This window comes from Janthinobacterium sp. GW822-FHT07A03, from assembly GCF_058798815.1.
Genome location: NZ_JBXAKW010000001.1, coordinates 951,507 through 964,415 on the forward strand (window position 1 = coordinate 951,507; position 12,909 = coordinate 964,415).

General features: G+C 64.4%; 15 protein-coding genes. 9 read left to right on the forward strand and 6 right to left on the reverse strand.

Annotated elements, in window-relative coordinates; translation table 11 throughout:
- Positions 1–128: 128 nt before the first annotated feature.
- Entirely contained in the window at positions 129–1,001 is an 873-nt protein-coding gene (locus AC1RJW_RS04325; protein WP_493043719.1) for a helix-turn-helix domain-containing protein, read from the reverse strand.
- A gap of 115 nt (positions 1,002–1,116) precedes the next feature.
- On the opposite strand from AC1RJW_RS04325, the gene AC1RJW_RS04330 reads away from it, so the two are divergent.
- Complete coding sequence (locus AC1RJW_RS04330) at positions 1,117–2,085, forward strand: phytanoyl-CoA dioxygenase family protein (protein WP_493043721.1); 969 nt, start codon at positions 1,117–1,119, stop codon at positions 2,083–2,085.
- Positions 2,086–2,165: 80 nt separating this feature from the next.
- A complete protein-coding gene (locus tag AC1RJW_RS04335) occupies positions 2,166–3,311 on the forward strand; it encodes an alpha-hydroxy acid oxidase (RefSeq protein ID WP_493043723.1) in 1,146 nt (381 codons plus the stop codon).
- On the opposite strand, the gene AC1RJW_RS04340 is transcribed toward AC1RJW_RS04335, so the two are convergent.
- The 5 genes from AC1RJW_RS04340 to AC1RJW_RS04360 all read right to left on the reverse strand — a co-directional run bounded on the left by AC1RJW_RS04340 (position 3,308) and on the right by AC1RJW_RS04360 (position 7,865).
- Entirely contained in the window at positions 3,308–3,814 is a 507-nt protein-coding gene (locus AC1RJW_RS04340) for a P-loop nucleotide/nucleoside kinase family protein (protein WP_493043725.1), read from the reverse strand. The two genes, AC1RJW_RS04335 and AC1RJW_RS04340, sit on opposite strands and share 4 nt — an antisense overlap.
- 208 nt (positions 3,815–4,022) lie before the next feature.
- Entirely contained in the window at positions 4,023–4,820 is a 798-nt protein-coding gene (locus AC1RJW_RS04345) for a DUF6624 domain-containing protein (protein ID WP_493043727.1), read from the reverse strand.
- 10 nt (positions 4,821–4,830) lie between these two features.
- The gene (locus tag AC1RJW_RS04350) at positions 4,831–5,496 is read right to left on the reverse strand and encodes a hypothetical protein (protein WP_493043729.1); all 666 of its coding nucleotides are present in this window, start codon (positions 5,494–5,496) and stop codon (positions 4,831–4,833) included.
- Between the two features lie 9 nt (positions 5,497–5,505).
- Entirely contained in the window at positions 5,506–6,267 is a 762-nt protein-coding gene (locus AC1RJW_RS04355) for a CPBP family intramembrane glutamic endopeptidase (RefSeq protein ID WP_493043731.1), read from the reverse strand.
- Between the two features lie 14 nt (positions 6,268–6,281).
- Positions 6,282–7,865 (reverse strand): diguanylate cyclase, encoded by a 1,584-nt coding sequence (locus AC1RJW_RS04360; RefSeq protein ID WP_493043733.1) that lies wholly within the window; start codon positions 7,863–7,865, stop codon positions 6,282–6,284.
- Between the two features lie 139 nt (positions 7,866–8,004).
- Here AC1RJW_RS04360 and AC1RJW_RS04365 point away from each other — a divergent pair, with 139 nt between their 5' ends.
- From AC1RJW_RS04365 to AC1RJW_RS04395, 7 genes are all read left to right on the forward strand, one after another.
- Positions 8,005–8,568: a GNAT family N-acetyltransferase gene (locus AC1RJW_RS04365; protein WP_493043735.1), complete on the forward strand. Its 564-nt coding sequence runs from the start codon at positions 8,005–8,007 to the stop codon at positions 8,566–8,568.
- Positions 8,565–8,912, forward strand: coding sequence for an SMI1/KNR4 family protein (locus AC1RJW_RS04370; RefSeq protein WP_176376040.1), 348 nt, complete (start codon positions 8,565–8,567; stop codon positions 8,910–8,912). The genes AC1RJW_RS04365 and AC1RJW_RS04370 overlap by 4 nt, the downstream gene beginning before the upstream one ends.
- 18 nt (positions 8,913–8,930) lie before the next feature.
- Positions 8,931–9,470: a GNAT family N-acetyltransferase gene (locus AC1RJW_RS04375; RefSeq protein WP_493043738.1), complete on the forward strand. Its 540-nt coding sequence runs from the start codon at positions 8,931–8,933 to the stop codon at positions 9,468–9,470.
- Positions 9,467–10,171, forward strand: coding sequence for a response regulator transcription factor (locus AC1RJW_RS04380; protein WP_493043740.1), 705 nt, complete (start codon positions 9,467–9,469; stop codon positions 10,169–10,171). Before AC1RJW_RS04375 ends, AC1RJW_RS04380 begins: the two co-directional genes overlap by 4 nt.
- Positions 10,164–11,387 (forward strand): sensor histidine kinase, encoded by a 1,224-nt coding sequence (locus AC1RJW_RS04385; protein ID WP_493043742.1) that lies wholly within the window; start codon positions 10,164–10,166, stop codon positions 11,385–11,387. Before AC1RJW_RS04380 ends, AC1RJW_RS04385 begins: the two co-directional genes overlap by 8 nt.
- 75 nt (positions 11,388–11,462) lie before the next feature.
- Complete coding sequence (locus AC1RJW_RS04390; RefSeq protein WP_493043744.1) at positions 11,463–12,344, forward strand: CE1 family esterase; 882 nt, start codon at positions 11,463–11,465, stop codon at positions 12,342–12,344.
- Positions 12,345–12,404: 60 nt separating this feature from the next.
- On the forward strand, positions 12,405–12,908 hold the full coding sequence (locus tag AC1RJW_RS04395) for a DUF1993 family protein (protein WP_493043746.1): 504 nt from the start codon (positions 12,405–12,407) through the stop codon (positions 12,906–12,908).
- Position 12,909 lies beyond the last annotated feature (1 nt).

Consider the following 12,909-nt stretch of genomic DNA (forward strand, 5'->3'; position numbering starts at 1 on the left):
CTGTAGCTCAGCTGGATAGAGTACTTGGCTACGAACCAAGGGGTCGTGGGTTCAATTCCTGCCAGCCGCACCAGAATATCGGGGATCAGATTGTAAAATCTGATCCCCTTTTTCGTTTCCGAACGGATTTACGCCGCGCTGTTGGCGCCGCGCCGGTATTGCAGGCGAAATGCGCGCGGCGTGACGTGCTTGGCGGCGCGGAACTGGCGGTTGAAATGCGCGAGGTTGCGGTAGCCCGCCTCTTGCGCGATGACGGCGATGGCGAGATTGCTCTCGATCAGCTGTTGGCAGGCGCGGCCGATGCGCAGCCGCGCCAGGTATTCGCCCGGCGTGCAATGCGCGTGGCGCTTGAAACAGCGGTGAAAGGCGCCCAGCGACAGGGCCGCCCGCTGTGCCAGGGTTTCCAGCGCGATTTCTTCCCGGAAATGTGCGTGCATGAAATCGAACACGCCGGCCATGCGCTTGTGCTGGCTATCGGGCAGCGGCGCCTGCGCCGTCGAGGCCAGCGGCTGCGCGCCCGTATCGCCCGCCAGTTCCAGCAGCACGTCGAGCAGCAGCGGCAGGCGCTGCGGCACGGGCAGGGCGTTCAGCCGCAGCAGCTGACCGGCGCAGCGCGCGCTCGTCCGCGGCGAAAAATGCAGGGCAGGCCCGGCGCGGGCCGCCAGTTGCCGCAAGCTGTGCAATTCCGGAAAACAGGCCGCCAGCTGTTCCAGCCACTCGAGCGAAAACCACACGACGACGGCCAGCATCGGCTGTGCGCTGTCGATGCGCTCGCTGGCCGACCACGTGTGCGGCAAATTCGGCCCCAGCAGCACCAGGTCGCCCGGTTCGAAATCGCCCAGGTGGTCGCCGATGTAGCGCTGCCCCCGTGCATTCACCGTCAGGGTCAGTTCGAACTGCGGATGGTAGTGCCAGATGAAGGGAATGGCATCGAGTTCGCGCCACAGCAAGCCCCAGGAGTGGCCCGCCGGGATCGTGACTTGTTCGAATAAAGGCGTCATTGTGACGTTTTGGTGGAGTGTATAGTCAGGATAGTATCAGTATTGGCCGCTTGGCGCGCATTTCAACTGGCCGCGTCATCGCACAATCTGTCTCACACCCACACAGGAGACAGCGATGCAGAACCCATACCAATACGGCGAAGACCGTCCCGGCAACCCGTCCGTGGCCTACACGGAACAGACCCAGTTGCGCGATATCCGCAAACAGCTGCCCCTGCGCGTGCTGTCCGACAGCGATTTCCTGCACTGGCAAACCTATGGCTACGTCATCGTCAAGGATGCGGTGTCGCCCGAGCAAGTGCGGCGCACGACAGATTTCCTGTGGGAATTCCAGGGACTCGACCAGAATGATCCCTCCACCTGGAACCGGGACCAGCTGCGCGACCATGCGATGAAAGAGCTCAACGGCTCCGGCATGGTCGAGGCCTATCACAACCAGACGCTGTGGGATAACCGCCAGACCCAGCGCGTCTACGACGCCTTCGTCGATATCTGGGACCGCCAGGATCTGTGGGTGACGATCGACCGCGCCAACCTGAACACGCCGAACAACGGCAAGCGCAAGTTTGGCGGCTTCATCCACTGGGATGCGGATACCACGCTCGACCCGCTGCCCGTCAACGTGCAGGGCGTGCTGGCCCTGTCCGACACCTCGCCCGAGAGCGGCGGTTTCCAGTGCTATCCGGAATTGTTCAATAACTTATTGAGCTGGCGCAAGACGGTGCCGCAAGACCGCAATCCATGGCAGCCGGACCTGGCGACGGTGCCGTACCCGATGGAATTTATCGCCATGAAGAAGGGGGAATTGCTGATCTTCAACAGCCTGCTGGCGCACGGCATCCGCCCGAACACGTCGACGGACCAGGTGCGCCTGGCGCAATACATTTCCTTTACGCCCGCCCAGGAAGATAATCAATCCCTGCGCGACTGGCGGGTGCAAAGCTGGCGCGAGCGCAGCGCGCCGCAGGGCTACGCGTTTCCCGGCGACCCCGAGGACAAGGAAAAGCTGCGCTACCCGCAGGCGCGCCTGACTGCGCTGGGCGAGCAGATACTCGGCGCGCGCGACTGGCAAGCCACGCCTTAGGCGCTGGTCTTGCCCGGCGGATAGACAAGCGCGGCCAAATGCACGATCATGGTCCGACTAGCCATCGACCGAGGAAACGCATGAGTATCATCACCTGCATCGAAGACTTGCGCGTGCTGGCCCAGAAACGGGTGCCGCGCATGTTTTACGACTACGCCGATTCCGGCTCCTGGACGGAATCGACGTACCGCGCCAACAACAGCGATTTCGCCAAGATCAAGTTCCGCCAGCGCGTGGCCGTCAACCTGGAAAACCGCAGCCTGGCCTCGACCATGGTGGGGCAGGCCGTATCGATGCCGGTGGCCCTGTCGCCCACGGGCTTGACGGGCATGCAGCATGCGGATGGCGAAATCCTCGCGGCGCAGGCCGCCGAGAAGTTTGGCGTGCCGTTCACCCTGTCGACCATGAGCATCTGCTCGATCGAGGACGTGGCGGCGAACACGAGCAAACCGTTCTGGTTCCAGCTGTACGTGATGAAAGACCGCGAATTCATCAATCGCCTGATCGACCGCGCCAAGGCGGCCAAATGCGGCGCGCTCGTATTGACGCTGGACTTGCAGGTGCTGGGCCAGCGCCACAAGGACTTGCGCAACGGCCTGTCGGCGCCGCCGAAACTCACCATACCGAACATCCTCAACATGGCCACCAAGCCGCGCTGGGTAGCGGGCATGCTGGGCACGAAACGCCGCGGTTTCGGCAACATCGTCGGCCACGCCACGTCCGTGTCGGACATGTCGTCGCTGTCGGCCTGGACGCAGCAGCAGTTCGACCTGAGCCTGTCGTGGGCGGACGTGGAATGGATCAAGCAGCGCTGGGGCGGCAAACTCATTATCAAGGGCATCATGGACCCGGAAGACGCGCGCCTGGCAGTAAGCAGCGGCGCCGACGCGCTGATCGTCTCGAACCACGGCGGGCGCCAGCTCGACGGCGCGCAATCGTCGATCGAAGCCTTGCCCGCCATCGTCGACGCCGTCGGCAGCCAGATCGAAGTGCACATGGATGGCGGCATCCGCTCGGGCCAGGACGTGATCAAGGCCGTGGCGCTGGGCGCCAAGGGCGTCTACATCGGCCGTCCATTCTTGTACGGCCTGGGCGCCATGGGCGGCCCGGGCGTGACCAAATGCCTGGACATCATCCGCAACGAACTGGACCTGACGATGGCCTTTTGCGGCTTGCGCGATCTGCAGCAGGTGGATAAAAAGATACTGCTGCCGGGGACGTTTTAAGCGGCAATCCGCACAATATCAAAGCCTTCCGATGCGTCGGGCGGCACGAAGTGGCGCGTGATTTCATCAAATTGCGCGTCGCTGGTGGAGAACGGGTGCAAGCCGCTGTCATTGCGCTGGCGCAAGCGCGCCTTGCATTCCTCATCCGTCACGTCGAGGTAATGCAGCACGTGCGGCACGCCCGCCTGCTGGAACAGCTCGCGCATCCAGGCCCGGCTGGCGGGTGTATTCGCGGGGAAATCGAGCACGACGGACACGCCCGCCTTCAGCATCTGCAGGCAGAGCGGCGCGATGGCCGCGCGCAGCCGCGCCGCGCACGCGACATAGTCGGCCAGGCTGGCGATCTGGCCCGGATACAGCTGCGCCAGCAGGGTGTCTTCGCTGATGCGCACGGTATGCGGCGCTTGCGCAAGCTGGCTGGTCAAGGTGGATTTGCCCGAGGCAATCTTGCCGCACACGAGGTGCAGGGTGGGGATAACCGGGGTGCTGGAAGTGGTGTGCATGGTCGCTCGCTGAAAGTGAAAACAAAGCCTGCGAGACGTCTTGATTGTTTGTTGCCGATCAAAGCCGCCTTGCAGGCGGCTTGGTCAATGTCATTCCTGTCCAGCCACCATGCTTGAAATGGCGGCAATAATCGATGGCAGGGGCGGGAATGGCGATGGCATGGCGCAACGATGCCATGCGATGGATGGCGTTGTCAATACTTGGTCTTTACTCGAAGAATCGCCGGTACTGCGCATACGGCTCCAGCCCCATGCTGGCGCGGCGCTGTTCCAGATGCAGTGGATCCGCGATGGGAAAGGCAACGCTCTTGCCGTCGCTGCCAGTCTGGAACTGGCTGCCGTACAGCTGCGGCAGCTTGTCATTGCTCAAGTCGCGGTCGATCGCCAGTGCCAGCTTCGAGGGCGTGATCTCTCCCCGTGCCGCTGCTGCGCGCATCAGCGGTAGGCTGCTTTTGAGGAAGGTATTGGATCCATGCTGGGCGATCAGCCAGGCGCTGGCCGCCGCCTTGTAGCCGACCATCGTTTGCGTGGGCCAGCCCTTGCTGGCGATGATTTGCCGCAAGCGTTGCTCGCGTGCCTTGTCCGTAGCCAGCATGCGCTGGCGTGTGGCCAGGTCCGGCCCCGTTGGCGGAAATCCCGCGCGCAGGGCCTGGTCTTCCTGTTCCATGGTCCGCAATTCGGCTGCCAGCGCCGCTTCGGGCACCGCGGCCGGATACAGCAGGAAGTCCAGTGCGCCCGCCGTGGCCGCGCTGAAGATGAGCTTGGGTTCCGCTTCCCAGCCGGGCGATTGCAGAAGCAGTGCCAGTGTGCCGCCTTCCGGTACATCGATGCGGTAGCGGCCATTTTCGACCGTGCCATGTATCTGCGGCTCGCCGTGCATGCGCTCGGCCACGATGCTGATGGCTTGCGGCAGCGGCGGGCCGTTGCTGCGGATGGTGCCGCTCAGTTCGAAGGCGCCCGCATGGAGGCTCCAGCACAGCAGGATGGCAAAGCTCAGGCGTGGCATGGGAGTCCGTTCATGCGTGGTGGATGTCGAGTTTGCTCCACACATCTTGGAACGCGGCGTCATCGAGCGGTCGCGCATGCGGGTCGTCTGCCTGGAACAGGCCGCCGATCAGCATGTCCTGGACGGCACCCGTGAAACCGCCGTACGACGAGGCGCGGCCCCACTGGCGGTGCGTATGGGCGAAGACGACGGCACCTTGCTGCGCGGCCAGTTGCGCCAGCGCTTGCCGCAGGGTGGCGGCCGCTTCCGGGCCCATGTCCGTGGCGATGGCGCACACCAGGCGCTGGCTGAACTGCAAGCGCTTGCCTGCCAGTCCCAGCAGCGATTCATTGGCCAGGGCGAGGAACACATCGGGCGCCCGGTTGTCCTTTTCGCAGACGGTCCAGGTGGGCGCCCACGCTTCCAGGCTCATGAAGCGCGCTTCCGTCGTGGCCGGCGTGTGCGTCCACTTGGCGTGCGATTTGGCGTCCCAGCCCAGGCGGCCAAAGGGAATCGACTTGCCCTTGGGATTGTATTGATGGCTGCGCACGCCGGCCTGGCCCCTCGTCCGCGCTTGCGCCACGAGGCCGTCGAGGCTGGCGGCGAACGGCGTCCATTGCGCCGCGTCCCATAGCGGTGCGGCATCGGGCGCGGCCAGCAGCAGGAATACCTCGTAATCACGTGAAAAAAACGCCATGCACAGTCCTTATCGTTGCAGTTGAGAGATGACCGCCCGCTGGCTGGGGCGCAGCAGGTAGACGCCGTACAGGCACAGGGGCAGCACGGCCAGCAGGGCGATATATGGCAGGATGGACGCGCCATCCTCGGCCGGGTGCGGCAAGGTGGCCGTTACCAGCGCGTAATCCCACAGTCCATGCACGAGCACCATGGGCCAGATGGAGCGGGTGCGCAGGCGGATGGCCGCATAGCCGACGCCCTGCAAGGTGGCGGCCACGGCTTGCCACAGGGCGCCGCTGACGTCGCCCGTGGCCAGGCCGTTGGCCGTATGGGCCAGGCCGAACAGCGCCGAAGACATCAGCACGGCGGGCCAGACGGCGTAGCGGTCCAGCATGCCTTGCAGCAAGATGGCGCGGAACATCAGCTCTTCCGAGATGGCCACCAGCGCCGCATTGCAAGCGACGATCAGCAGCACGCGCGGTTGCGGCCAGCCGCCGGCCCAGGCCAGCAACAGCATCAGCAGCGCATACAGCAGGGGCGGCCAGACCAGCCACGTGCTTTTCCACGGATGCGGCGCGCACAGGCCCGCTTCGCGGCGCTGGCTGGATGCCAGCAGCAGCGCCAGCGCGAACAGGGCGGCCAGCGCCCACGACAGGCCGATACGGCCGGTGACGGCTGCGCCCGGCAAGGCGTAGCCGGCGGATTCCAGCCAGCGGCCGCCCATGCTCAAGCCCAGCCAGACGGCCAGTGCACCCAGGGCAAGCGGCATGGTGATGTGAATTTTTTTCATGGAAAATGTCTGTGTCATGTTGCTGGCGCATGGATGGTGACGCGGTTGCGGCCGCTGTTTTTCGACTGGTACAGCAAGGCATCGGCCTGGCGTATCAGTTCGCTGCTGTCCGCGCGCCGCTCCTGGCCGGGCTGGAGCGTGGCCGCGCCCAGGCTGACGGTCACGACACCGTTCGCGCTGGCCGCGTGGGGGACTTGCAGCGCCTCGACGGCCGAGCGGATGGCTTCGGCCACTTCCAGCGCGCCCGCGGCATCGGTGGCGGGCATGATCACGGCGAACTCTTCGCCGCCATAGCGCGCCGGCAGGTCTTCGGCCCGGCCCACGCTGCGCGCCACGGCGCTGGCGACCGCCTGCAGGCAGGCATCGCCGGCCACATGGCCGTACTGGTCGTTAAATTTTTTAAAGAAATCCACGTCCAGCATGATCAGCGACACCGGATGCCCGCTGCGCTGGGCGCGATTGAGTTCATGCGCCAGCGTTTCATCGAAACAGCGGCGGTTGGCCAGCCCCGTCAAGCCGTCTTGCGACGCCCGCGCCGCCAGGTCCGCATTGGCGCGCTGCAACTGCGTGCTGGCCAGGCGCAGGCTGGCCTCGATACGGTCGCGTATGGCAATTTGCCGCATCAGCTTGCGGAACAGGTACAGCAGCAGCGCCCCCGCCGCCAGCGAGGCCAGTACGATTTGCGTGCTCAACCATTGCCATTCGGCAAAAATGTCGTCCTTCGACAAGCCTGCCGCCACGATGACGGGAAAGCGCTGCAGATGGCGATAGCTGTACAGCCGTTCGATTTCGTCCACTTTCGCCGTCATCATCGCCGTGCCGACGGGCCCTTGGTCGCGGTAGGCCTGCAAGATGGCGCCCGAGGAAATATCCATGCCGATCACCTCGGGCTGGAATGGCCGCCGGTAGATCAGGGTGCCGTCATCGAGGGCAAAGAAGGCCGTGCCCGTATTGCCCAGGTTGAGCGTGGCGTAGATGCGTTCGAAGGAGTTCAGCCCCAGGGTGACGAGCACCACGCCGGCAAACGTGCCATCCTTTGCTTCGACCCGGCGCGAAACGGGCAATACCCATTGCCCGCTGGATTTGCTGCGCACGGGCGCACTGATATGGCTGCCCAGCTGCGCGTGCGTCTGGTGGTAGATAAAGTAATTACGTTCGGCATTGTTGCCATCGTGCCCGGCGCCGGAGGAGGCGGCCAGCCGCTCTCCCTGTGCGTCGAAGATGAAGACGCCGGCAATTTCCACGATATTCTTCGACAATTGCTGCAGATGCGACTGCAGCCGTTCGCCGGTATGGTCGTTATTGCCTTCGTTCCTGACGTGTTCGGCAATATCTTCCAGCATCACATCGGCGATTTCCAGTTCCATGTACGCTTGCGTGGCCAGGGTGCGCGCCATGTTTTCCGTCGTCGCCCGCGCTTCGCGCAAGCGCACGTCGCGCGAAGACCAGACGATCCACACCGTCATGCCGAGCAAGATGGCGCACATGCAGAAAAAGGCGATGCTGGCCCAGGCGGTCACCGGCCGCTTGTGCCGGCTCAAGATCTCGGGCTGCGCCGCGAGGGCGTCGGTGTCGGGGATATTCTTTACTGCGTGCATAAGCGGATTATGAAGTTGCATCAATGATATGATAAAACATTGCCATACTACATTAAAAAGCAAGCTTGCAAAGTTGCCACATCACTATAGTTGCATGGAATAATAAGCATCGTCCGTTTGAACCTTCGATTGGAGTTGCATGGCCTACACGAAAATCCTTACCACCGAACGCCTGATCCTGCGCAAGCCGCAGCCATCCGATGAGGCGGCCCTGTTCGCCATGCATGCCGACCCTGAAGTGATGCGCTATTTCAGCGAACCGCCCTGGGACGATGCCGGCCGCGCCGCGCGCCAGATTGCCGAGGACAGCGCCGCCTTCGAGAACGAAGAGTTCTTCCGCTTCGCCATCGAACTGCAGGAGACGGGCGAATACCTGGGCAGCTGCACGCTGTTTTCCGTGCACCGCCAGAACCGCCGCGCCGAGATCGGCTACGCGCTGGCGCGTCCGCACTGGGGCCGTGGCTATATGCACGAAGCGCTGTCGGCGCTGATCGAGTACGCCTTCGTCGAGCGCGACCTGAACCGCCTGGAAGCCGATATCGACCCGCTCAACACCGGTTCGGCCAGCGCCCTCGAGCGCCAGGGTTTCAACAGGGAAGGCTTTTTGCCGGAGCGCTGGATCGTGGGCGGCCACGTCAGCGATTCGGCACTGTACGGCTTGCTGCGGCGCGAGTGGGAAGCGCGGCGCAAGGGCGCCGCGTGAGCGGGCAAGTGATCGACGTGCTTGAACGCTGGCTGGGCCACGCCTTGCCGGCGTACTACAAGGGCTTTCTGCAGCACTGGCAAGAGGGCATGCGGGGCGAGCAGGTATTGCTGTACGGCGCAGAAAGTTTGATGGAGCGCAACGAAACATATGACACGCAGCAATCCTGCCCCGGCTACCTCACCATCGGCGACGACAGCGGCGGGCGCGCCGTCATGCTGGCGCTTGATGGCGCCGAGCGCGCCGTGTATCTGGTGGGGCATGGCTCGATGCAGCGCGACGATTTCGAGCGGGTCGCCGATGATTTCGCCGCCTGGCTGGCCGCCGATTGCCCCGTCGATTGACTATTCCAGGAGCCAACGATGAAGCCGGCCGACTTGCCCCGTTCCACCCATCCCCTCGTGACCTTGCGCCACCTGGAACGCAGCGACGCGCCAGCCTGGTATGCCTGCCTGGCCGACCCTGCCGTCATCGAACACACGAGCTGGGACTTGCGCAGCATCGACGACCTGCAGGCCAATTTCGATGACTACGCGTCGGCCCAGCCGGCGTCGCCCATGCGTCTGGCCGTGGTGCTGCGCGAGGGCGGCCAGCTGGTGGGCACCATCGGCTTGAATGCGATTTCTCCGCAGCACCGCACGGCCGAAATCGCCTACGACCTTTCTCCCGCCGTGTGGGGGCAGGGCGTGGCCACGTCCATCGTGGACGCTGTCGTGGACTGGGCCTTCCAGCGCCTGGGCTTGCTGCGCATCCAGGCGACCGTGCTGGAAAGCAATGCACGTTCGCTGCGCGTGCTCGAACGTTGCGCTTTCGAGCGGGAAGGCTATTTGCGCAGCTACCGGCAAATCCGTGGAAGATCGGGCAACTTCTGGCTGTATGCGCGCCTTGCCGGCGTGCCATGAGCAAAGCACCCTTGAGCATCCTGCTGCTGGAAGACCACCTGGGCATCGCGCGCCAGGTGCTTGACTTCCTCGACGGCCTGGGCTGGCAGACCGACCATGCGGGCACGGGCGCGCTCGGTGTCGCGCTGGCCACGCGCAACGCCTATGACGTGGTGCTGCTGGACCTGAACCTGCCCGACATCGATGGCTTGCAAGTGTGCCGCGCCATCAAGGCGGGCGCGCCCAGCAATGTGCCGATCCTGATGCTGACGGCACGCGACTCTTATGAAGACAAGGCACGCGGTTTTCGCGACGGCGCGGACGACTATCTGACCAAGCCCTTCGACTTGCGCGAAGTGGCCTTGCGCTGCGAAGCGCTGGCGCGCCGGCAGCAGCTGCACGTGCACCAGGAAATGCGCGTGGGGCCATTCACCTTGCAGACGCGCGCAGGACGCGCCCTGTACCGTGACGCACCCCTGCCGCTGACGCAGACGGGTTTCAAGATATTGCTGCTGCTGTGCCGCGAGCATCCGCATGCCGTATCGCGCTCGGCCTTGCTGCAAGCCCTGTGGGGCAGCCAGCCGCCCGACAGCGACGCCCTCAAATCGCATATCTATGCGCTGCGCAAGCAGCTGGAGTTGCTTGGTGCGACAGGCGTGCTGGTCACCATCCCGCAACTGGGCTACCGCCTGGTCTTCGATGCGGCGGCCGGCGATGGCTAGGTCGATCCGCCGCCGGCTGTTCGCGGCCCTGGCCGGCTTCACCGTCGTGCTGTGCCTGTGCTACACGGGCCTGGCGCTGGTGATCGCCTACGTGACGGAAGACATGCTGGTGCAGCGCCTGCTCGAACGCGAAGCGGCGGTGGTCAGCCAACGTTTGCGCCAGCACGGTGAGCTTACGCCGTCTGGCCGCGACCTCATCACGGTTCATGGCAGTTACCTTGATTTGCCTCAAGCCGTGCGCGCGCAAGTGCCGCCGTCCGCCCCGCGCGGCGAAGTGTTCACGACGACGGGTCAGCATTATCACGTGCTGGCGCTGGACCTCGTTGCCGCGGGCAAGCCGCAGCGCAGCTATCTGCTGGCCGACGTGGCACCCGTGCTGGTGGTGCAGCGCCTGGCGCGGGAGGTGGGCGGTGTCGTCGCTGGCGTGGCCCTGACACTGATCGCCCTGGCCTTGCTGCTGGCGTACTGGCTGGCGCGGCGCCTCGTGCTGCCCTTGCAGCGCCTGGCCCGGGAAGCGCGCCAGCTGGCGCCCGGCGGCGCCGTCCATTTCAGCGAGCGCGACCGCCCCGACGAGATCGGTTTCCTGGCGCGCCGCCTGGAAACCACGTTTACCGAACTGCAAACGGTGTTGCAGCGCGAACAGGCATTCGCGCGCGACGTCAGCCACGAACTGCGCACGCCGCTCACTTTGATGCACAACAGCCTGGCGCTGGCCGGCGCACAGCCCCTGGCGGCAGAGGGACAGACGCAGCTGCGCCAGGGTGTCAATGAGATGCGCGCCACCATCGAGGTGCTATTCGCGCTGGCGCGGGCCGAGCAGCTGCCGGGCGACGTGGTGGAGTTGCGTGGTTGCATCGAGCAATGCCTGCTGCGCCTGCTCGACGAACATCCGTGGGACGCCAGCCTGCTGGCGCTGGACTTGCCCGAGCGCCTGGAGGTCGTCGGCAACCCGCAGCTGACGATGTTGCTCATCAATAACTGCCTGGCGAATGCCCTGTTCCATGGCGGCGCCGCTTGCCGCATCAACATTGCGTTTGCGCAAGGCCGCCTGAGCATCGGCAATACGCTGCCGGCGGGGCAGTCGCGGCGCATCCACGGCTTTGCGCACGGACAAAGTTTGCTTGGGCGCGTGGCGCAGGCCATGCGCTGGGATATCCGTTTCCATCCGGGCGAGGCGCACTACCGCGTCGACATCATTCCCCACCGGACACAATAAAAAACAGGAAGATTTCACCGCGATTTCACCGGCGCCTGCATAAGCTGCAAGCTCTTGATTAACGGAGAAAACCGCATGAAATGTCTTATCAGCCTGCTGGTGCTGGCGTGCACCAGCATCCCTGTTCTGGCGCAAGTGACTAGCCTCGTCCACAAAGAGGAAAAACGCCGCTACATCGTCTACACGCCCGCCGCCTACGACCAGGCGCCGCGGCAGGCGTTTCCCGTCGTCTTCAATTTCCATGGCGGCGGCATGAGCATGGCGGAACAGATGCTGTACACGCAGATGAACAAGACGGCCGAGCGGCACCAGTTCATCGTCGTGTATCCGCAAGGTATCAAGCAGGACTGGAACGTGGGCTTCGGCATGGATTACCTGGCCGGCACCGATGATGTCGGTTTTACGCAGGCGATATTGAGCAAGCTCAAGCAGGATTACCGCATCGATGACAAGCGCGTGTATGCGACGGGCCTGTCGCGCGGTGGCTTCTTTGCCCTGCGCCTGGCGGCCGAGCTGCCCCAGCAGTTCGCCGCCGTCGCCTCGGTGGGCGCGCCCATGCCGGAACCCGTGCTGCAGCATCACCAGCAGAAGGACAAGGTGGGCATGCTGCTGATACAGGGCACGGCCGACAAGGTGGTGCTGTATGAGGGCAAGGCTGCCAGCTACCTGTCGGCGGAAGATACGTTTGCCTACTGGCGCAGGCACAACGGCATCGACGGCGCCGTACCCGCGGCGCGCCTGCTACCCACCGCGCCAGGTGACGATACGCAAGTGACGCATGTGGAGCAGGGCAGTGGTACGGGCGGCGCCGGCGTGGCCTTGCTCACCGTCAAGGATGGCGGCCACACGTGGCCGGGCGCCGATGCCTTCAATGTTGGCCTGCCCATCGGCAAGACCACGCGCGCCATCGATGCAAATGAGGTGATGTGGGAATTTTTCAGCCAGCACCGGCGATAACGCTGCGGGGACGCGGGTGCCTGTGGCACACTCTTGTCATTTTGAATCTTGCACAAGGAAATGATGAACAGCCACCCCGTCGCCATCTTTTGCCGCTCGCTGGGCCAGTTGTCGGCCATGCTGGACAAGCTCGATGCCCAGCCGCAGTTGCTGGCGGCGCGGCTGCACCCGGACATGCTGCCGTTCGCCCAGCAGGTGCGCGCGGCCGTGAGCTTTTCCCTGCGCGGCTGCTGCCCGCTGGCGGGGCTGGACGTGGCCGATTTCAGCGCTGCCGCCAGCCTGCAGGAACAGATCGCGCAGACCATGCGCTACCTCAAGGCGATTCCCGTGGAGCGCTTTGACGGACCGCTTGAGCGCATCTGCCGCGACCGCGCCGGCTTTGCCGACATCGCGCTGCCGGCCGGCGAGTACTTGAATCTGTACATCCTGCCGAATTTCTACTTTCACTTCAGCATGGCGTATGCAATTGCGCGCAGCGCTGGCGCGGCCATCGGCAAGGGCGATTTCGATGGCTATCATGCGTATGCGCCGGGTTTCAGCTTTGAGCGTCCCGCCGCGCCGTAGC

Excerpts from the sequence above, each read along its gene's own strand:
- AC1RJW_RS04325 (WP_493043719.1), bottom strand. The coding sequence starts at position 1,001 with ATGACGCCTTTATTCGAACAAGTCACGATCCCGGCGGGCCACTCCTGG.
- AC1RJW_RS04330 (WP_493043721.1), top strand. The coding sequence starts at position 1,117 with ATGCAGAACCCATACCAATACGGCGAAGACCGTCCCGGCAACCCGTCC.
- AC1RJW_RS04335 (WP_493043723.1), top strand. The coding sequence starts at position 2,166 with ATGAGTATCATCACCTGCATCGAAGACTTGCGCGTGCTGGCCCAGAAA.
- AC1RJW_RS04340 (WP_493043725.1), bottom strand. The coding sequence starts at position 3,814 with ATGCACACCACTTCCAGCACCCCGGTTATCCCCACCCTGCACCTCGTG.
- AC1RJW_RS04345 (WP_493043727.1), bottom strand. The coding sequence starts at position 4,820 with ATGCCACGCCTGAGCTTTGCCATCCTGCTGTGCTGGAGCCTCCATGCG.
- AC1RJW_RS04350 (WP_493043729.1), bottom strand. The coding sequence starts at position 5,496 with ATGGCGTTTTTTTCACGTGATTACGAGGTATTCCTGCTGCTGGCCGCG.
- AC1RJW_RS04355 (WP_493043731.1), bottom strand. The coding sequence starts at position 6,267 with ATGAAAAAAATTCACATCACCATGCCGCTTGCCCTGGGTGCACTGGCC.
- AC1RJW_RS04360 (WP_493043733.1), bottom strand. The coding sequence starts at position 7,865 with ATGCACGCAGTAAAGAATATCCCCGACACCGACGCCCTCGCGGCGCAG.
- AC1RJW_RS04365 (WP_493043735.1), top strand. The coding sequence starts at position 8,005 with ATGGCCTACACGAAAATCCTTACCACCGAACGCCTGATCCTGCGCAAG.
- AC1RJW_RS04375 (WP_493043738.1), top strand. The coding sequence starts at position 8,931 with ATGAAGCCGGCCGACTTGCCCCGTTCCACCCATCCCCTCGTGACCTTG.
- AC1RJW_RS04380 (WP_493043740.1), top strand. The coding sequence starts at position 9,467 with ATGAGCAAAGCACCCTTGAGCATCCTGCTGCTGGAAGACCACCTGGGC.
- AC1RJW_RS04385 (WP_493043742.1), top strand. The coding sequence starts at position 10,164 with ATGGCTAGGTCGATCCGCCGCCGGCTGTTCGCGGCCCTGGCCGGCTTC.
- AC1RJW_RS04390 (WP_493043744.1), top strand. The coding sequence starts at position 11,463 with ATGAAATGTCTTATCAGCCTGCTGGTGCTGGCGTGCACCAGCATCCCT.
- AC1RJW_RS04395 (WP_493043746.1), top strand. The coding sequence starts at position 12,405 with ATGATGAACAGCCACCCCGTCGCCATCTTTTGCCGCTCGCTGGGCCAG.